Genomic DNA, 15671 nt, shown 5'->3' on the forward strand with positions numbered 1-15671 from the left:
CTGCGAAAATGGGCGTAGAGGGGTCTCATGCTGAAACCCATGCCGCTATCCGAGGCGCAAAGCCTGCCGTTCTGGCGTCGCCCCATCACGCTGTTGTTCGTGATGGCGATGACCATGCCGATTGCCTTCAACGGGTGGAGCGCGCTGCTGAACAACTTCGTCATCGAGGTGGCGAATTTCGACGGCGCGGATATCGGCCTGCTGCACACGGTGCGCGAGATCCCCGGCTTTCTGGCGGTCGGCGTCATCGCGGTGATCATCTTTATCCGCGAGCAGGTTCTGGCGATGATCTCGTTGATCATGCTGGGCGTGGCAACGGCGGTCACGGCGTGGTTTCCCAGCCTTGGCGGGTTGCTGTTCGTGACGCTGTTCAGCTCGATCGGGTTTCACTATTACGAGACGGTAAACCAGTCGCTGCAACTGCAATGGCTGCCCAAGGACTGCGCGCCGCAGGTGCTGGGCTGGCTGGTGGCGATGGGCTCGGCTGCGACGATGGTGGTCTATGGGCTGATCGTGCTGACCTGGGACCGGTTCGATCTGTCCTATAACTTCGTCTTCATGGCTGCGGGCGGCGTGACTGTCCTGCTGGCGCTATTCAGCCTGATTGCCTATCCGCAATTCGACGCGCCGACGCCGCAGACCAAAAAGATCATACTGCGCCGCCGCTACTGGCTGTACTACGCGCTGCAATTCATGGCTGGCGCGCGGCGGCAGATCTTTGTCGTCTTCGCGGGCTTCATGATGGTCGAGAAATTCGGGTTCGAAGTGCACGAACTGACCAGCCTGTATCTGATCAACCTGATGATCAATATGATGGCCGCGCCTCTGCTGGGCAAAGCGGTGGCCAAGTTCGGCGAACGCCGCACGCTGATCTTCGAATACGCCGGTCTTGCGATTGTCTTCGCGGCTTATGGCGGCATCTACTGGTTCGGCTGGGGCGTGTTGCTGGCGGCGATCCTCTATGTGATCGACCACGTGCTGTTTGCGCTGGCGCTGGCGTTGAAGACTTATTTCCAGAAAATCGCCGACCCGGCGGATATTGCGCCCACGGCGGCGGTGGCCTTTACCATTAACCACATCGCGGCGGTGTTCCTGCCTGCGCTTTTGGGCTTGCTCTGGGTCGTCTCGCCCGGTGCCGTATTCGGGCTGGCCGCGGCGATGGCCATGATCTCGTTGCTGCTGTCGCTGCTGATCCCGCGCCACCCGGAACCGGGCAATGAAACAATCCTGGCGAAATACGCCCCGGCCCCCGCTGAATAACCACCAGTGCTTGACCTTGGCGGGCCCGCGCCATAGGCGCTGTTTCAACTGAGACAGGAGGCCCCCATGCCCACATTCACCGCGCTTACCACTCTGACCGGCAAGACCGCCGCCGAAGGTCTGGGCGAAGCGATGGAGCGTCTGGACCCGGAACCAACCGGCGTTGGCGTGTTCGAGGTCGAAGACGGCTCGGGCCTTTGGGAAGTTGGCGGCTATTTCACCGAAGCGCCGGATGAGACCGCGCTGGCCGTGCTTGCGGCTGCGTTTGACGCCAAGCCCTTTGTGGTCTCGGAACTGCCCGAAACCGACTGGGTGGCGCATGTGCGCCGCGAACTGGCCCCGGTCGAGGCCGGGCGGTTTTTCGTCTATGGCAGCCACGATGCCGACAAGCTGCCCAAGGGACGCATTCCTCTGCTGATCGAGGCGGCGATGGCCTTTGGTACGGGGCACCACGGCACGACTTTGGGATGCCTCAAGGCGCTGGACCACCTGCTGGACGATGGGTTTGCGGCGTCGAAAGTCGCCGATATCGGCTGCGGAACCGCCGTTCTGGCCATGGCCGCCGCGCGCGTTTGGGACGGCGACATCATCGCCAGCGACATCGATCAGGTTGCCGTCGATGTGGCCGAAGCAAACCTGACCGCCAATGGTATGTCCGGCGCCGTGCGCTGTGTCGAGGCGGCGGGATTTGACCATCCCGAGTTGCAGGCTCTGGCACCTTACGACCTGATCTTTGCCAATATCCTCAAAGGTCCGCTGGTGGCCCTGTCCCCGGAAATCGCCGCGAATCTGCGGCCCGAAGGCTATGCCATTTTGTCGGGAATCCTGAATGAGCAGGCCGACGATGTTGTGACCGTTTATTCCCAAAATGGATTTAATCTGGCAAATCGAGCCGAGATTGGTGAGTGGACGACGCTAATCTTAAGCAAACAGGGCTGAATTTAGGCCATTTACAGGAGTTTTGTGGATTTTCGCCACGCTTTTGTCGCAATCTCTACTTACCGTTTTCCAATCAAGTCGAGGGGGGCGGTTTTGAGGAGGCTGCCATGACGGTAAAGCAACTGGATTTCGATCAGCGCGTTCATCGCCTGAACAAGAAACATCAGAAGATGAGCCGGGGCTACCGCGCCACGATGCGCAAAGACGGCCTGGTTGTCATGAAACCACAGCGGGTCCGATCTGCGGTGCCCGCAAAGGTGCTGCTGTTCTGTCTGCTCGGGTTCTTCGGGTTCAAGGCGTTCCTGCTCTCCAGCCTCGGACCAACGGGGTACCAGTTCCGGATCGACAGCCTGAACGAAGGAACCTCGGTCGAGAAAGCGGGTGCCTGGGTCATGCAGATTGACCCTCTGTCCGAGACTCTCGCGGTCCAACTGAACAAAATTCTCTACTAAACGAACCTCCTGAAGAAAAAAACACCGCATGCTGAATGGCACGCGGTGTTCTTTTTTGCCCCTCAGGGAGGAGGAAGGGGCCTATACGCGGTCGCCGCTTTTAGCGACGACGCTGGATGATGTCGTCGATATCGCCACGGCACAGGCCGATATCGCTCAATTCACGATCCGTCAGGCCAGCCAGCGCCTTGCGGGTTGCGCGGGCGTCGTTCCATTCTGCAGCGACGTTGAACGCCGATACGAAAAACGCGCCGATACGGCCAGCGAGGCCGAACGAGCCAGTGGTGGCGATGCGGGTGGTGTCCAGTGCAGCCATATCCTGTTTCCTTCTGGTTTGTGTTTACGTTTGATCAGTCGATCTGAGCGGCATCTAGTGTTGTCATATAACCTTCACAAGATCATTTTTTGCATGTGTCCTATGCATTTTTTGCAAGGCTTCACGAGGCTGTAATCCCCTTAAATATTTGGTGAATTTACCTTCATCCGGGTGCCGCTTTCAGACCCGTTTCAGGTCGCAAATACACCTTTGGGTCGCGGGTGGGATACTGGTGTCGTTTTCAGACTTCCGGTCAATTCGCTTGGAAAATGTTCACGCTTCGTGCTAGGCGTTGAAAAAACATCACATAACCCGAGCAGGCCGAGGCACAACATGCGAATTCTGGGCATCGATCCGGGGCTGAGAACCCTGGGATGGGGCGTCATCGAATCAAATGGCAGCCGCCTGAGCCACGTTGCCAATGGCTTATGCAAGTCGGATGGGGATGATCTGGGTGAACGGCTGCTGTCCCTGCACAATCAGATTGTCGAGGTTATCGCGGATCATCAGCCGGATCAGGCCGCGATCGAGCAGACATTCGTGAACAAGGACGGGGCAGGGACCCTGAAACTGGGTCAGGCGCGGGGGGTTGCCCTGCTGACACTGGCGCAAGCCGGTCTGCCGGTGGGGGAATATGCGCCTAACCGGGTCAAAAAGACCGTGGTCGGCGTCGGCCATGCCGAGAAGGAACAGGTTCTGCACATGGTCAAACTGCAGCTGCCCGGCTGTGCGCCCAAAGGCGCGGATGCGGCGGATGCGCTGGCGATTGCGATCTGTCATGCGTATTACGGCAAAACGCAGCAAACGCGGGTGAAAGAGGTACGGGCATGATCGGCAAGCTGACGGGGCGTTTGGACTATCGCGCGGCGGATCACATTCTGATTGACGTGCGCGGGGTTGGGTACATCGTCTATTGCTCGGACCGGACGATGGCGGCGTTGCCCGGCGTGGGCGAGGCGGTCTCGATCTATACTGACATGGTCGTGCGCGAAGATCTGATGCAGCTTTATGGCTTCCTGTCGCTGGTCGAGAAGGAGTGGCATCGGCTGCTTTGCTCGGTTCAGGGCGTGGGGGCCAAGGTATCGCTGGCCATTCTGTCGGCGCTGGGTCCGGATGGTGTAAGCCGCGCGATTGCGCTGGGTGATTGGGGTGCCGTCAAGGCAGCCAAGGGTGTGGGCCCTAAAACGGCGCAGCGGATCGTGTTGGACCTGAAAGACAAGGCGCCGGGTGTGATGGCCATGGGCGGCACTGTGACCGAGGCTTTGGATGGTCCCGCGCTGGACGTGGTTGAGCCGTCCGAACCTGCGCCTGCACCGAAACGGGCGGTAAAAGCGGCTTCGGGCTCGGCGGCGGCATCGGCGGGGGCTTTGTCTGCGCTGTCCAATCTGGGGTATGGCCCGTCCGAGGCGGCCTCGGCCGTGGCCGAAGCGGCGGCCAACCTGCCGGAGGTGGGTGAGGCGGACCTGATCCGCGCCGCGTTGAAACTGCTGGCACCGAAAGGGTGAGTGAATGGTAGACGCTGATCCCACCCTGCGCCCCGATCCGTTGCCCGAGGATAACGACCGCGCCCTGCGCCCGCAGGGTCTGGATGAGTTCATTGGTCAGGCAGAGGCGCGGGCCAACCTGCGCATTTTCATCCAATCGGCCAAACAACGCGGCGAGGCGATGGATCATACGCTGTTCCATGGCCCTCCGGGGCTTGGGAAAACGACTCTGGCGCAGATCATGGCGCGCGAGTTGGGGGTGAATTTTCGCATGACGTCCGGCCCGGTTCTAGCGAAGGCGGGCGATCTGGCGGCGATCCTGACCAATCTCGAAGCGCGCGATGTGCTTTTTATCGATGAGATTCACCGCCTGAACCCGGCGGTGGAAGAGGTGCTTTATCCCGCGATGGAGGATTTTGAGCTGGATCTGGTGATCGGCGAAGGCCCCGCTGCGCGGACGGTTCGGATCGAGTTGCAGCCGTTTACACTGGTGGGGGCGACGACGCGGATGGGGCTGCTGACGACGCCGCTGCGGGATCGGTTCGGAATCCCGACGCGGTTGCAGTTCTATACGGTGGATGAGTTGCACGAGATCGTAACCCGAAACGCCCGCAAGCTGGGCGCGCCCGCTGATGATGATGGCGCGCGCGAAATTGCGCGGAGGTCACGCGGGACGCCTCGGATCGCGGGGCGGTTGCTGCGGCGGGTGGTGGATTTCGCCATTGTTGAAGGCGATGGGCGGATTACCCGCGAACTGGCTGACGGAGCACTAACGCGGCTGGGTGTGGATCATCTGGGGCTGGACGGTGCGGACCGGCGGTATCTGAAACTGATCGCCGAGAATTACGGCGGTGGGCCTGTGGGGATTGAGACAATGTCAGCGGCTTTGTCGGAAAGCCGGGATTCGCTGGAAGAGGTGATCGAGCCCTATCTGTTGCAGCAGGGCCTGATCCAGCGCACGCCACGCGGGCGGATGTTGGCGCAGAAGGCCTGGACGCATTTGGGTATGGCCGCGCCACGGGGTCAGAACGATCTGTTTGGTTGAAGTGCTTGCCTTTAGATTTTATGCCTCCGGCGGGAGTATTTTTGAAAAGATGAAGGGCCTGGCGTGACACCCGATCAGATTGAGGCACTGTTTACGCGTGAAAGCGGTGAGTTCCTGTTTGCGCGTTGGGGGCGGCCCATTGTGCCGATTGTTTTTGGGGTCGAGGACGAGACGCTGGCGACCGTCAAAGGCGCGTTCGAGGCGGTGGTGACGCTGGCCGGGCACAAGATGGCCGAGACCGACCCTGAATTGGGTGCCAATTGCATGGTGTTCTTCTTTCGCGACTGGCAGGAACTGCTGGAGGTGCCGGATCTGGATCGACTTGTTCCAGATCTTCGGCCTCTGGTCGCGCGTCTGGTCGACGCGGATGCCAATCAATACCGGATTTTCAGGTTTGAAGAGGATGGCGCGATCCGGGCGGCCTTTGTGTTCCTGCGAATGGATAAGGAATTGTCCAAGGTGCCCGCGGAAACCCTTGCGCTGAGTCAAGTGGTGCAGACCATCCTGCTGTGGTCCGACACCGCGTTTCGCGCGCAGTCGCCCTTGGCTGTGGCGGGCGGGGCGACGATCCTGCGGCCTGACATTGCCGGGCTGATCCGGGCTGCTTATGATCCTGTTTTGCCGGGGGCGGCGCAGGATGTGTCACATGCGCTCAGGCTGTTTGCCCGGTTGGAGCCGTCGCAATGAAACACATCTACCCGGTGCGCGTTTTTTATGAAGACACCGACATGGGCGGCGTCGTCTATCACGCGAATTACCTGCGGTTTATCGAGCGCGCGCGTTCGGATTGGGTACGCAATCTTGGCAACGACCAGAACGCCATGCGCGAGGAAGGCATTGTCTGGGTCGTGCGCCGGGTCGAGGCCGATTACCTTTCGCCTGCGAAGTTTGATGACGAGTTGATTGTCGAAACCGAAGTGACCGACATATCGGGCGTGCGCCTGACCATGGCGCAGCTTGTGCGGCGGGGTGAGACCGAGATATTCCGCGCCTCGGTCACCGCCGTGTGCATCAACAAGGACGGCAAGCCGATCCGCCTTCCGGCAGAGATTCGCGCATTGATGTAACAATTTGTAGGGCAAGGGTGGTTCTGTTGGCTTTTCAGCCCCAACTGCGTTAGCGTTTGGCAAAACAAGGCCAAACGAACGGCCGTCAGGCAAAAACAAAGAGCAGGTTCATGGAAGCTGAAACGCTGGCGCTGGCGCAGGAGATCGACTTCTCCATGTGGGGGCTGTATGCCCGCGCGACCTTTATCGTCAAACTGGTGATGTTGATGCTGGTTGGGGCGTCCATCTGGTCCTGGGCGATCATCATTCAGAAACTGATCAACTACCGGGCCGCTCGACGCGAGGCGCAGGTGTTTGATGAAAGCTTCTGGTCCGGGAACCCTCTGGATGAGTTGTTCGAACAGATCGGCACGCAGCCCGGTGGCAGTTCGGAAAAGATATTTGCCGCTGGCATGATCGAATGGCGCAGGTCGCATCGTACCGATGGCGGGCTGATTGCCGGGGCGACGGCGCGGATTGACCGGTCGATGGATGTGGCTATCGCGAAAGAGGCTGAGACCTTGCAGAAAGGGCTGCCCATTCTGGCCACCGTTGGTTCGACCGCGCCGTTTATTGGCCTGTTCGGGACGGTGTGGGGCATCATGAATGCCTTTATCGAGATTGCCGAGCAGCAGAACACCAACCTCGCCGTGGTTGCTCCGGGGATTGCCGAGGCGCTGTTGGCCACTGGTTTGGGCCTTCTGGCTGCGATCCCGGCGGTGATTTTCTATAACAAGCTCAGCGCGGATAGTGACCGGATTGTAGGCGGTTACGAAGCCTTTGCCGATGAATTCGCGACAATCCTGTCGCGTCAGTTGGATAGCTGAGACATGGGGGCGGCGGTTCAGCAACCCTCGGGCGGGAATGGGCGCCGACGCGGACGGCGGCGTGGGCGCGCGCAGCCTATGGCCGAGATTAACGTGACGCCTTTTGTCGATGTCATGCTGGTTTTGCTGATCATCTTTATGGTGGCGGCTCCGTTGTTGACAGTTGGCGTGCCGGTTGATCTGCCCAAAACCGCCGCAAGTGCGCTGCCCGGCGACAGTGAAGAGCCGCTGACCGTCACCCTGACAGCCGATGGGCGCGTTCAGATTCAGACCACGGATGTGTTGCGGGAAGAACTGGTCGGACGGTTGCGCGCCATCGCGGCGGAACGCAGCAGCGACCGCGTATTCCTGCGGGCAGACGGGGCGATCCCCTACGCGCAGGTCATGCAGGTTATGGGCGCGCTGAATGCGGGCGGGTTTTCGAATGTGGGTCTGGTGACGGATACCGGCGGGCCGACGCTGGACGATGGGTAAAGGTGGGGTTGCGCGGTGGATACCGGCACCAAAATCTCGGCGATTGCGCATGTCGGCCTGATCGGCTGGGCCTTGTTCGGCGGCACCTTCCGGTCCGAGCCGTTGCCGATGGCTGTGCAGGATGTTTCCGTGATTTCGTCTGAGCAGTTTGCGGCGCTTCAGGCGCAGACGGACGCGCCCGAGGTGCCGGAACAGCCCGGCACCCTGGAACAACCTCCGGAGCCCGAGATTGAGGCCAGCACGCCCGAGGCAACGCCGGAAGAACAGCCGCGCCCCGGACCCGTGGCCCCGCCAGAACCGGAACCTGAGACGATCCCGGAAACGGTTGAAATACCACCAGAACCCGAGTTGCCGGAAGAACCTCCGACTCTGACGGAACCGGAAACAGCAGCCTTGCCCCTGCCGCCGGGCCCCGAGGCGCAACCCAGCCCGTCCGAGCGGGTCGCGCCCGAAGCCATCGCGCCACCGCCGCCCGAAGCCAAGCCGGACGAGGTGGAAACGCCGCCTGTGTCCTTAGACGAGGGCGCCGAGACGCAGCAGGAACAGCAGGATCAGACCGCCCCAGAAGAGGCCGCGCCCGAGATCGTGACAGAGGCCGAGGAAACCGAGGAGCAATCGCCGCTGACCTCGCCGCGTCCACGTGTGCGTCCCAACCGCCCGGCACCTGCGCCGGAGCCAGAGGTGGCCGAAACCCCGAATCCCGAGCCGGAAGCGCCGGCGCAAACCAATGACGATGCCATCAATGACGCCTTGGCCGAAGCCTTGGGCGGAGGCAGCGAACCGTCCGGCCCGCCGCTGACCAGCGGCGAGAAAGACGCAATGCGCGTGGCGGTGTCTCAGTGCTGGAACGTCGGCTCATTGTCGACCGACGCGCTGAATGTGGTTGTGGTCGTCGGCTTTTCACTCAACCCCGATGGGACGGTGGTCGGTGGAAGCGTTCGGCTGCTGGACAGCTCTGGCGGGTCTGCGGGTGCTGAAAATCAGGCTTATCAGGCGGCAAGGCGTGCAATTTTGCGCTGTGGCGCGCGTGGATACGATCTGCCTGCTGACAAATACGATCAGTGGCAGGATATTGAGATTACATTCAATCCCGAGAGGATGCGGATCAAATGATGAAACTTCTGACCAGCCTCTTCCTTGGTCTGACCCTGATGTCGGCCCCGGTATACGCGCAAAGCGGGCCGTTGCGTCTGGAAATCGACGAAGGGATCATCGAACCCTTGCCCTTTGCGGTTCCGAATTTCGTGCCGGACGGGCCTTCGGCGTCGCAATATGCCATTGATATATCCCGGGTCGTCGCGGCTGATCTGACCGGAACGGGGCTGTTCCGCGAAATCTCTTCGGACGCGTTCATCAGCCGTGTCAGCAGCTTTGACGCGCCTGTCCAGTTCGCGGACTGGAAAGCGATCAACGCGCAGGCGCTGGTGACCGGGGCGGTGAATGTCTCGGGTAAACGTCTGACGGTCCGGTTCCGGGTGTGGGATGTGTTCTCGGGGCAGGAGTTGGGCAACGGTCTGCAACTGGCCGGAACCACCGACGGGTGGCGGCGGATGGCGCATAAGGTGGCCGATCAGGTCTACAGCCGGATTACCGGCGAGGGCGGGTATTTCGACAGCCGTGTTGCGTTTGTGTCGGAAAGCGGCCCCAAGGATCAGCGCCTCAAGCGGTTGGCGATCATGGATTACGACGGGGCGAATGTTCAGTACCTGACCGACAGTTCCGCCATCGTTCTCGCCCCGCGCTTTTCGCCGACCGGTGACCGGCTGCTGTATACCAGCTATGAAACTGGCAGCCCGCGCATCTATGTGTTGGACGTGGGCAGCGTGCGGCGGCAGGAGCTGAACACGCAGGGCGGCACCATGAGCTTCTCGCCCCGCTTCTCGCCGGATGGGCGGTCGATTGTTTATTCGCTGATTCAGGGCGGCAATACCGACCTTTGGAAGATGGATCTGGCCTCGGGCCAAAGCACACGCCTGACCAACACACCCGCGATTGAAACCGCACCCAGTTATTCGCCGGACGGCAGCCAGATCGTTTTTGAAAGCGACCGTTCGGGGACGCCTCAGCTGTATGTCATGCCCGCCAATGGCGGTGAGGCGACGCGGATCAGCTTTGGTCAGGGCCGCTATGGCACGCCCGTCTGGTCTCCGCGCGGTGACCTGATTGCGTTCACCAAGCAAAACAAAGGCCGGTTCCATATCGGTGTGATGCGCACCAATGGAGATGAGGAACGGCTATTGACCTCGTCCTTCCTGGATGAAGGGCCAACATGGTCGCCGAACGGGCGCGTCATCATGTTTACCCGCGAAACGCAGGGTGCCAGCGGTCGGGCGACACTGTATTCGGTGGATATATCAGGTCGAAACCTGCGCCCGGTGCGCACGCCGGACGGGGGCAGCGACCCGTCCTGGGGGCCGTTGCAGAATTGATCACCGCAAAAGCGCGGCAAAGTTCACAACAAACCGTCTCTGTGATAGACAGGCGGCAATAAACAAGACAACGAGGCACATGAGATGAACGTATTGGGCAAAATCCTGGCCGTAGGCGCGCTGAGCGTTGTTGCGGCCTGCACCAGCAATGATCCTTCGGATTTGGGGGGCTTCGGCTCGGGCGGTGGTAGTGGCGCGCTTGTACCGGGTTCGCCAAGTGATCCACGCTCACCCGCGTATTTCCAGCAAACGGTTGGGGATCGGGTGTTGTTTGCGGTGGATCAGTCGACTCTGTCACCGCAGGCGCAGACAGTTTTACAGGGTCAGGCCGAATGGCTGCTGGCCAACCCGGATTACGTGGCCACCATCGAAGGTCACGCGGATGAGCAGGGCACGCGCGAATACAACCTGGCGCTGGGCGCACGGCGGGCCAATGCGGCGCGTGAGTTCCTGATTTCGCGCGGCGTGGCGGGTAATCGTTTGACGACCGTCAGCTACGGAAAAGAACGCCCGATCGAGATTTGCAGCACCGAGGACTGCTATTCCAAAAACCGCCGCGCGGTGACGGTGCTGACCGGTTCAACCTTGGGGTAAGACGATGAGACTTGCAGGATGGGTTTTGGTCGCAGTTGTCGCAACGGCGGGCGTGGCGCAAGCGCAGGATCAGCAGACTCTGGCGGATATCCGGCAGGAACTGACGGTGCTGCATGTGGAAATACAGCGCCTGAAGCGCGAGTTTTCGACCACCGGCTCGCCCGCGCCAAACCTGTCCGGCAGTTCGGTCCTTGAGCGCGTAGACGCGATTGAGGCCGAGTTGCAGCGGCTGACACGCCAGACCGAGCAGTTGAACCAGCGGGTGCAGAATATCGTGACCGATGGAACCAACCGGATCGGGGATCTTGAGTTCCGATTGGTCGAACTGGAAGGCGGCGATCTGTCCACTTTGGGAGAGACGTCAACGCTGGGCGGAGAAACTGAGACGACCGCCGCAATCACCCCTGCGCCCACGCAGCCCAGTACCTCGGACCAAGGTGAACTGGCGGTGGGCGAGCAGGCGGATTTCGACGATGCCTCGCAAGCGCTGGCCGATGGCGATTTCCAAACTGCCGCGACGATGTTTGCACAGTTTGATACCTCCTATCCCGGCAGTCCTTTGGCTCCCGAGGCGCATCTGAAACGCGGGCAGGCGCTGGAAGGTCTGGGCGATACACGCGAAGCGGCGCGGGCGTTTCTGGCCAGCTTCACCGGGGATTCCGAGGGGGCCGTTGCGCCCGATGCCCTGTTCGAACTGGGTGCGGCGCTTGGCCGTTTGGGCCAGACCGAGCAGGCCTGCATCACACTCAGCGAGGTCGGCGTGCGCTTCCCCTCCTCTGGCCCGGCGGCAAGCGCCACGCAGGAAATGGCCACCTTGGGGTGTTCTTGAGCAAGACCCCCACCAGCCTGACATCCGAAATCCGCGCGCGACTGCCTGAACGATTGCCGCAACGGCTGGGCGTTGCCGTCTCGGGCGGGGGCGACTCGGTGGCGTTGATGCATCTGCTGGCTGAGATTGCGGCGTACGAAGGTGTTAACCTACGCGTCGCCACCGTGGATCACGGCCTGCGCCCAGAAGCCGCGCAGGAAGCGCGGTTGGTTGCAGGGCAGGCGGCTGAACTTGGGCTTCGACACGACGTTCTGAAATGGCAAGGTTGGGATGGTCAGGGAAACTTGCAGGATCAAGCGCGTCAGGCGCGCTATGCCCTGCTGACGGACTGGGCGCGGCAGAATGAGATTCCGATGATTGCCTTGGGTCACACGGCGGATGATCAGGCGGAAACGGTGCTGATGCGACTGGGTCGCGCCGCTGGTGTCACCGGTTTGGCAGCGATGCCTGTATCGCATCATCGGGACGGCATCGAAATGATCCGGCCCATGCTGGGGATCACGCGTCAACGCCTACGTGACCACCTGACCCAAACGGGCCTCACATGGATCGAGGACCCATCGAATCAGGACAAAAGGTTCGACCGGATCAAGGCGCGCGAGGCTTTGGCCGGGCTGGAACCTTTGGGCGTAACTGCAGAATCCCTCTCGCGTGTGGCAAAAAATCTTGCACAAGCGCGTGAGGCACTGGCGCTTTATGCGCAGGATTCCGCCCGCAAGACCACCACAGTTGTTGACGGGGACGTGTGTCTTGATCGGTCGGCGTTTGCCGCGCTGCCCGCTGAAATCCAGCGGCGCGTACTGATTGGCATAGTGGCCTGGATTTCCGGACCCGGTTACCCCCCGCGCCAAACGGCCGTGGATCAGGCCATTGATGCCCTGCAAAGCGGGCAGGCCGGGTCGTTGAACGGCTGCCTGCTGGTGCCAAGGGGCGGGAATACTTGGATTTGCAGAGAGTTTCAGGCCGTCTGCAACCTCTCATCATCCCCGCCAGACAGTTGGGACGGTCGCTGGGTCCTGACCGGCCCCGCACTCCACGGCATGGAAATTCGCGCATTGGGTGAGGCCGGTCTGGCGTTGCTGCCGGATTGGCGCGCGACCGGTCGCCCGCGCCTTGCGTTGCAGTCCTCGCCAGCGGTCTGGCGCGGGGATGACCTGTGCGCGGCCCCTCTGGCAGGTTTCCCAAACGGGTGGGTCGCAAAGCCCGCGACAGACTGGCCCGAGTTCTACGCTTCTTTTTTATCGCATTGAACCTGCCACAATCCTCTCTATTTTAAGAGACAACCCGGCAGATCCCCATCTGCTGATATCTTTTGGGAGAATTTCCTTGGGCAACGCTCGCAATATCGCCTTCTGGGTCGTTCTGTTCTTGCTGATCCTTGCACTGTTCAATCTGTTCAGCGGACCAGGCGGAACACTTCAGAGCAATGAACGAACCTATTCCGACTTTGTCAGCGCCGTGCAGAACGGTGAGGTCAAGAATGTGACGCTGGACGGTGAACAGATTCGCTATACCACAGAAACCGGCGGGACCTTCGTGACCATCAAACCCGGCGATGCCGAGGTCACCAAACTGCTGATCGACGAAAACATCCCCGTACGCGCTGAGAAACAGCAGCAATCGGGTTTCCAGTCGTTCCTGATCACGCTGTTGCCCTTCCTGCTGCTGATCGGTGTCTGGGTCTATTTCATGAACCGGATGCAGGGCGGCGGCAAAGGCGGTGCGATGGGCTTTGGCAAGTCCAAGGCCAAGATGCTGACCGAAAAGCATGGCCGCGTGACCTTTGACGACGTGGCAGGCATCGACGAGGCCAAGGAAGAGCTGGAAGAGATCGTCGAATTCCTGCGCAACCCGCAGAAATTCTCGCGCCTTGGCGGCAAGATTCCCAAGGGCGCGCTGTTGGTTGGCCCTCCGGGTACCGGTAAGACGCTGCTGGCCCGTGCCATTGCAGGTGAGGCAGGCGTGCCGTTCTTCACCATTTCGGGCTCGGATTTCGTTGAAATGTTTGTGGGTGTCGGCGCGTCGCGCGTGCGCGATATGTTCGAGCAGGCCAAGAAGAACGCGCCTTGCATTGTGTTCATCGACGAGATCGACGCCGTGGGTCGCCATCGTGGTGCTGGTTACGGCGGTGGTAACGACGAACGCGAACAGACGCTCAACCAGTTGTTGGTCGAGATGGACGGGTTCGAGGCTAATGAAGGCGTGATCATTCTGGCGGCCACAAACCGTAAAGACGTTCTGGACCCGGCTCTGCTGCGTCCGGGCCGGTTTGACCGGAACGTGACTGTCGGCAACCCCGATATCAAAGGCCGCGAGAAGATCCTGGGCGTTCACGCGCGCAAGACCCCCTTGGGCCCCGATGTCGATCTGCGCATCATCGCGCGCGGGACGCCGGGCTTCTCGGGTGCCGATCTGGCGAACCTCGTGAACGAGGCCGCGTTGATGGCCGCACGTGTGGGTCGTCGCTTTGTCACCATGGAAGATTTCGAGAATGCCAAAGACAAGGTGATGATGGGGGCCGAGCGTCGCTCGATGGTGTTGACCCAGGACCAAAAGGAAAAGACGGCCTATCACGAGGCTGGTCACGCTGTGGTCGGTCTGGAATTGCCGCTGTGCGATCCGGTCTATAAGGCGACGATCATTCCGCGCGGTGGTGCGCTGGGTATGGTTGTGTCTCTGCCGGAAATGGACCGTCTGAACTATCACCGTGATGAGTGTGAGCAGAAGCTGGCCATGACCATGGCCGGTAAGGCTGCCGAGGTCATCAAATACGGTGAAGATCACGTCTCGAACGGTCCGGCAGGCGACATCATGCAGGCCAGCCAACTGGCCCGCGCGATGGTCATGCGCTGGGGCATGTCGGACAAGGTCGGCAATATCGACTATGCCGAAGCGCATGAAGGCTATCAGGGCAACACCGCCGGTTTCTCGGTTTCTGCGCATACCAAAGAGCTGATCGAGGAAGAGGTGAAGCGCCTGATCCAGCAAGGCTATGAGCGCGCCCATAAAATCCTGACCGATAAGAACGAGGCTTGGGAACGTCTGGCGCAGGGGCTTCTGGAATACGAAACCCTGACCGGCGACGAGATCAAGCGGGTCATGAATGGCGAGTCGCCCACCGAAGGCGACGACGAAGGCGACAAGCCGGATGAGGGCAGCGCGCCCAGCGTCACGGCCATTCCCAAGACCAAGCCGAAGAAATCTCCGCCCGAAGGTGGTATGGAACCTGAGCCGACTGCATAAACAAAAAAACCCGGAGCCAGCCTCCGGGTTTTTTCTTTTCATCAGGTCGGTGCTGGGCATTATGCGCGCAAGGACGCTGAAAAGAAGGGAAGGCCCATGCCGTTTTTGCGCGAAACCGAATACGCAGGCGAAGTGATCTGGCTGGGCCATGTACCGGCAGGGCAGTCGTTGCGGGCTGAGCCGGTTGAAACCTTGCAGCTAGATTTCGACGGTGTGCGCGGTGAACGACATGAAGGGCTTAACCGGGCGTCCTGCGTGCGCGTCAAGAACCTGTATCCGCAGGGTACCGAGATCAGGAACGTCAGGCAGCTGTCGGTCCTGTCGGCCGAGGAATTGGCCGGGATTTCGGCCGAGATGGGGTTGGATGATCTTGATCCGTCGTACCTTGGGGCGTCGATCGTCGTGAAGGGTATTCCCGATTTTTCGCATGTTCCGCCATCCTCGCGCTTGCAGGCCGACAACGGTGCGACGATCACCGTGGATATGGAAAACGCCCCCTGCGTTCTGCCGGGGCGTGAGATTGAACAGGATCTCAGCGGTCACGGTGCCGCCTTCAAACCCGCAGCTAAAGGGCGGCGTGGGGTGACGGGTTGGGTCGAACGACCCGGTTCCCTGCGAATTGGCGACAAAATGCGATTGTTTGTCCCTGATCAGCCAATCTGGCAGCCATAAGGCCCATTCGTTTCCGATTTGAAACTCACGATATCCGGCGACGCCGTTTCGCGGCATGAAT

At 60.8% G+C, this 15671-nt stretch carries 18 protein-coding genes; 17 read left to right on the forward strand and 1 reads right to left on the reverse strand.

The window, feature by feature from the left end:
* Nucleotides 1-27 precede the first annotated feature (27 nt).
* The 3 genes from ACR0LW_RS10040 (at nt 28) to ACR0LW_RS10050 (ending at nt 2651) form a co-directional block, all read left to right on the forward strand.
* Nucleotides 28-1260 (forward strand): MFS transporter, encoded by a 1233-nt coding sequence (locus ACR0LW_RS10040; protein ID WP_480882554.1) that lies wholly within the window; start codon nt 28-30, stop codon nt 1258-1260.
* Nucleotides 1261-1326: 66 nt separating this feature from the next.
* A complete protein-coding gene (locus ACR0LW_RS10045; protein WP_480882555.1) occupies nt 1327-2199 on the forward strand; it encodes a 50S ribosomal protein L11 methyltransferase in 873 nt (290 codons plus the stop codon).
* A gap of 107 nt (nt 2200-2306) precedes the next feature.
* A complete protein-coding gene (locus ACR0LW_RS10050; RefSeq protein ID WP_170454312.1) occupies nt 2307-2651 on the forward strand; it encodes a hypothetical protein in 345 nt (114 codons plus the stop codon).
* Nucleotides 2652-2751: 100 nt separating this feature from the next.
* Here ACR0LW_RS10050 and ACR0LW_RS10055 read toward each other — a convergent pair whose 3' ends face one another.
* Nucleotides 2752-2967 carry a DUF1127 domain-containing protein gene (locus tag ACR0LW_RS10055; RefSeq protein WP_170520539.1) on the reverse strand — a complete coding sequence of 72 codons (216 nt, stop codon included), beginning with the start codon at nt 2965-2967 and terminating at the stop codon, nt 2752-2754.
* Between the two features lie 333 nt (nt 2968-3300).
* Here ACR0LW_RS10055 and ruvC point away from each other — a divergent pair, with 333 nt between their 5' ends.
* From ruvC to ACR0LW_RS10125, 14 genes are all read left to right on the forward strand, one after another.
* Entirely contained in the window at nt 3301-3798 is a 498-nt protein-coding gene (ruvC, locus tag ACR0LW_RS10060; RefSeq protein WP_170520541.1) for a crossover junction endodeoxyribonuclease RuvC, read from the forward strand.
* Complete coding sequence (gene ruvA, locus ACR0LW_RS10065; RefSeq protein WP_480882558.1) at nt 3795-4472, forward strand: Holliday junction branch migration protein RuvA; 678 nt, start codon at nt 3795-3797, stop codon at nt 4470-4472. Before ruvC ends, ruvA begins: the two co-directional genes overlap by 4 nt.
* A 4-nt stretch (nt 4473-4476) precedes the next feature.
* Complete coding sequence (ruvB, locus tag ACR0LW_RS10070) at nt 4477-5496, forward strand: Holliday junction branch migration DNA helicase RuvB (protein ID WP_480580212.1); 1020 nt, start codon at nt 4477-4479, stop codon at nt 5494-5496.
* A 63-nt stretch (nt 5497-5559) separates the two neighbouring features.
* Nucleotides 5560-6183 carry an RNA methyltransferase gene (locus ACR0LW_RS10075; protein ID WP_170454302.1) on the forward strand — a complete coding sequence of 208 codons (624 nt, stop codon included), beginning with the start codon at nt 5560-5562 and terminating at the stop codon, nt 6181-6183.
* Complete coding sequence (ybgC, locus tag ACR0LW_RS10080; protein ID WP_170454300.1) at nt 6180-6563, forward strand: tol-pal system-associated acyl-CoA thioesterase; 384 nt, start codon at nt 6180-6182, stop codon at nt 6561-6563. The genes ACR0LW_RS10075 and ybgC overlap by 4 nt, the downstream gene beginning before the upstream one ends.
* Before the next feature lie 110 nt (nt 6564-6673).
* On the forward strand, nt 6674-7369 hold the full coding sequence (tolQ, locus tag ACR0LW_RS10085; RefSeq protein ID WP_480580218.1) for a protein TolQ: 696 nt from the start codon (nt 6674-6676) through the stop codon (nt 7367-7369).
* 3 nt (nt 7370-7372) lie between these two features.
* The gene (gene tolR, locus ACR0LW_RS10090) at nt 7373-7843 is read left to right on the forward strand and encodes a protein TolR (RefSeq protein WP_170454296.1); all 471 of its coding nucleotides are present in this window, start codon (nt 7373-7375) and stop codon (nt 7841-7843) included.
* A 15-nt stretch (nt 7844-7858) separates the two neighbouring features.
* A complete protein-coding gene (locus ACR0LW_RS10095; RefSeq protein WP_480882561.1) occupies nt 7859-8956 on the forward strand; it encodes an energy transducer TonB family protein in 1098 nt (365 codons plus the stop codon).
* On the forward strand, nt 8953-10272 hold the full coding sequence (tolB, locus tag ACR0LW_RS10100; RefSeq protein ID WP_170520554.1) for a Tol-Pal system beta propeller repeat protein TolB: 1320 nt from the start codon (nt 8953-8955) through the stop codon (nt 10270-10272). The genes ACR0LW_RS10095 and tolB overlap by 4 nt, the downstream gene beginning before the upstream one ends.
* 84 nt (nt 10273-10356) lie before the next feature.
* Nucleotides 10357-10866, forward strand: coding sequence for a peptidoglycan-associated lipoprotein Pal (gene pal / locus ACR0LW_RS10105; RefSeq protein ID WP_480882563.1), 510 nt, complete (start codon nt 10357-10359; stop codon nt 10864-10866).
* A gap of 4 nt (nt 10867-10870) precedes the next feature.
* Nucleotides 10871-11695, forward strand: coding sequence for a tol-pal system protein YbgF (gene ybgF / locus ACR0LW_RS10110; RefSeq protein ID WP_170736875.1), 825 nt, complete (start codon nt 10871-10873; stop codon nt 11693-11695).
* A complete protein-coding gene (gene tilS, locus ACR0LW_RS10115; RefSeq protein WP_480882565.1) occupies nt 11686-12945 on the forward strand; it encodes a tRNA lysidine(34) synthetase TilS in 1260 nt (419 codons plus the stop codon). The genes ybgF and tilS overlap by 10 nt, the downstream gene beginning before the upstream one ends.
* Before the next feature lie 76 nt (nt 12946-13021).
* Nucleotides 13022-14938 (forward strand): ATP-dependent zinc metalloprotease FtsH, encoded by a 1917-nt coding sequence (ftsH, locus tag ACR0LW_RS10120; protein WP_170623751.1) that lies wholly within the window; start codon nt 13022-13024, stop codon nt 14936-14938.
* Between the two features lie 96 nt (nt 14939-15034).
* The gene (locus ACR0LW_RS10125; RefSeq protein WP_480882567.1) at nt 15035-15610 is read left to right on the forward strand and encodes an MOSC domain-containing protein; all 576 of its coding nucleotides are present in this window, start codon (nt 15035-15037) and stop codon (nt 15608-15610) included.
* Nucleotides 15611-15671: the final 61 nt, after the last annotated feature.

It is taken from the genome of Ruegeria sp. N4, assembly GCF_056531425.1.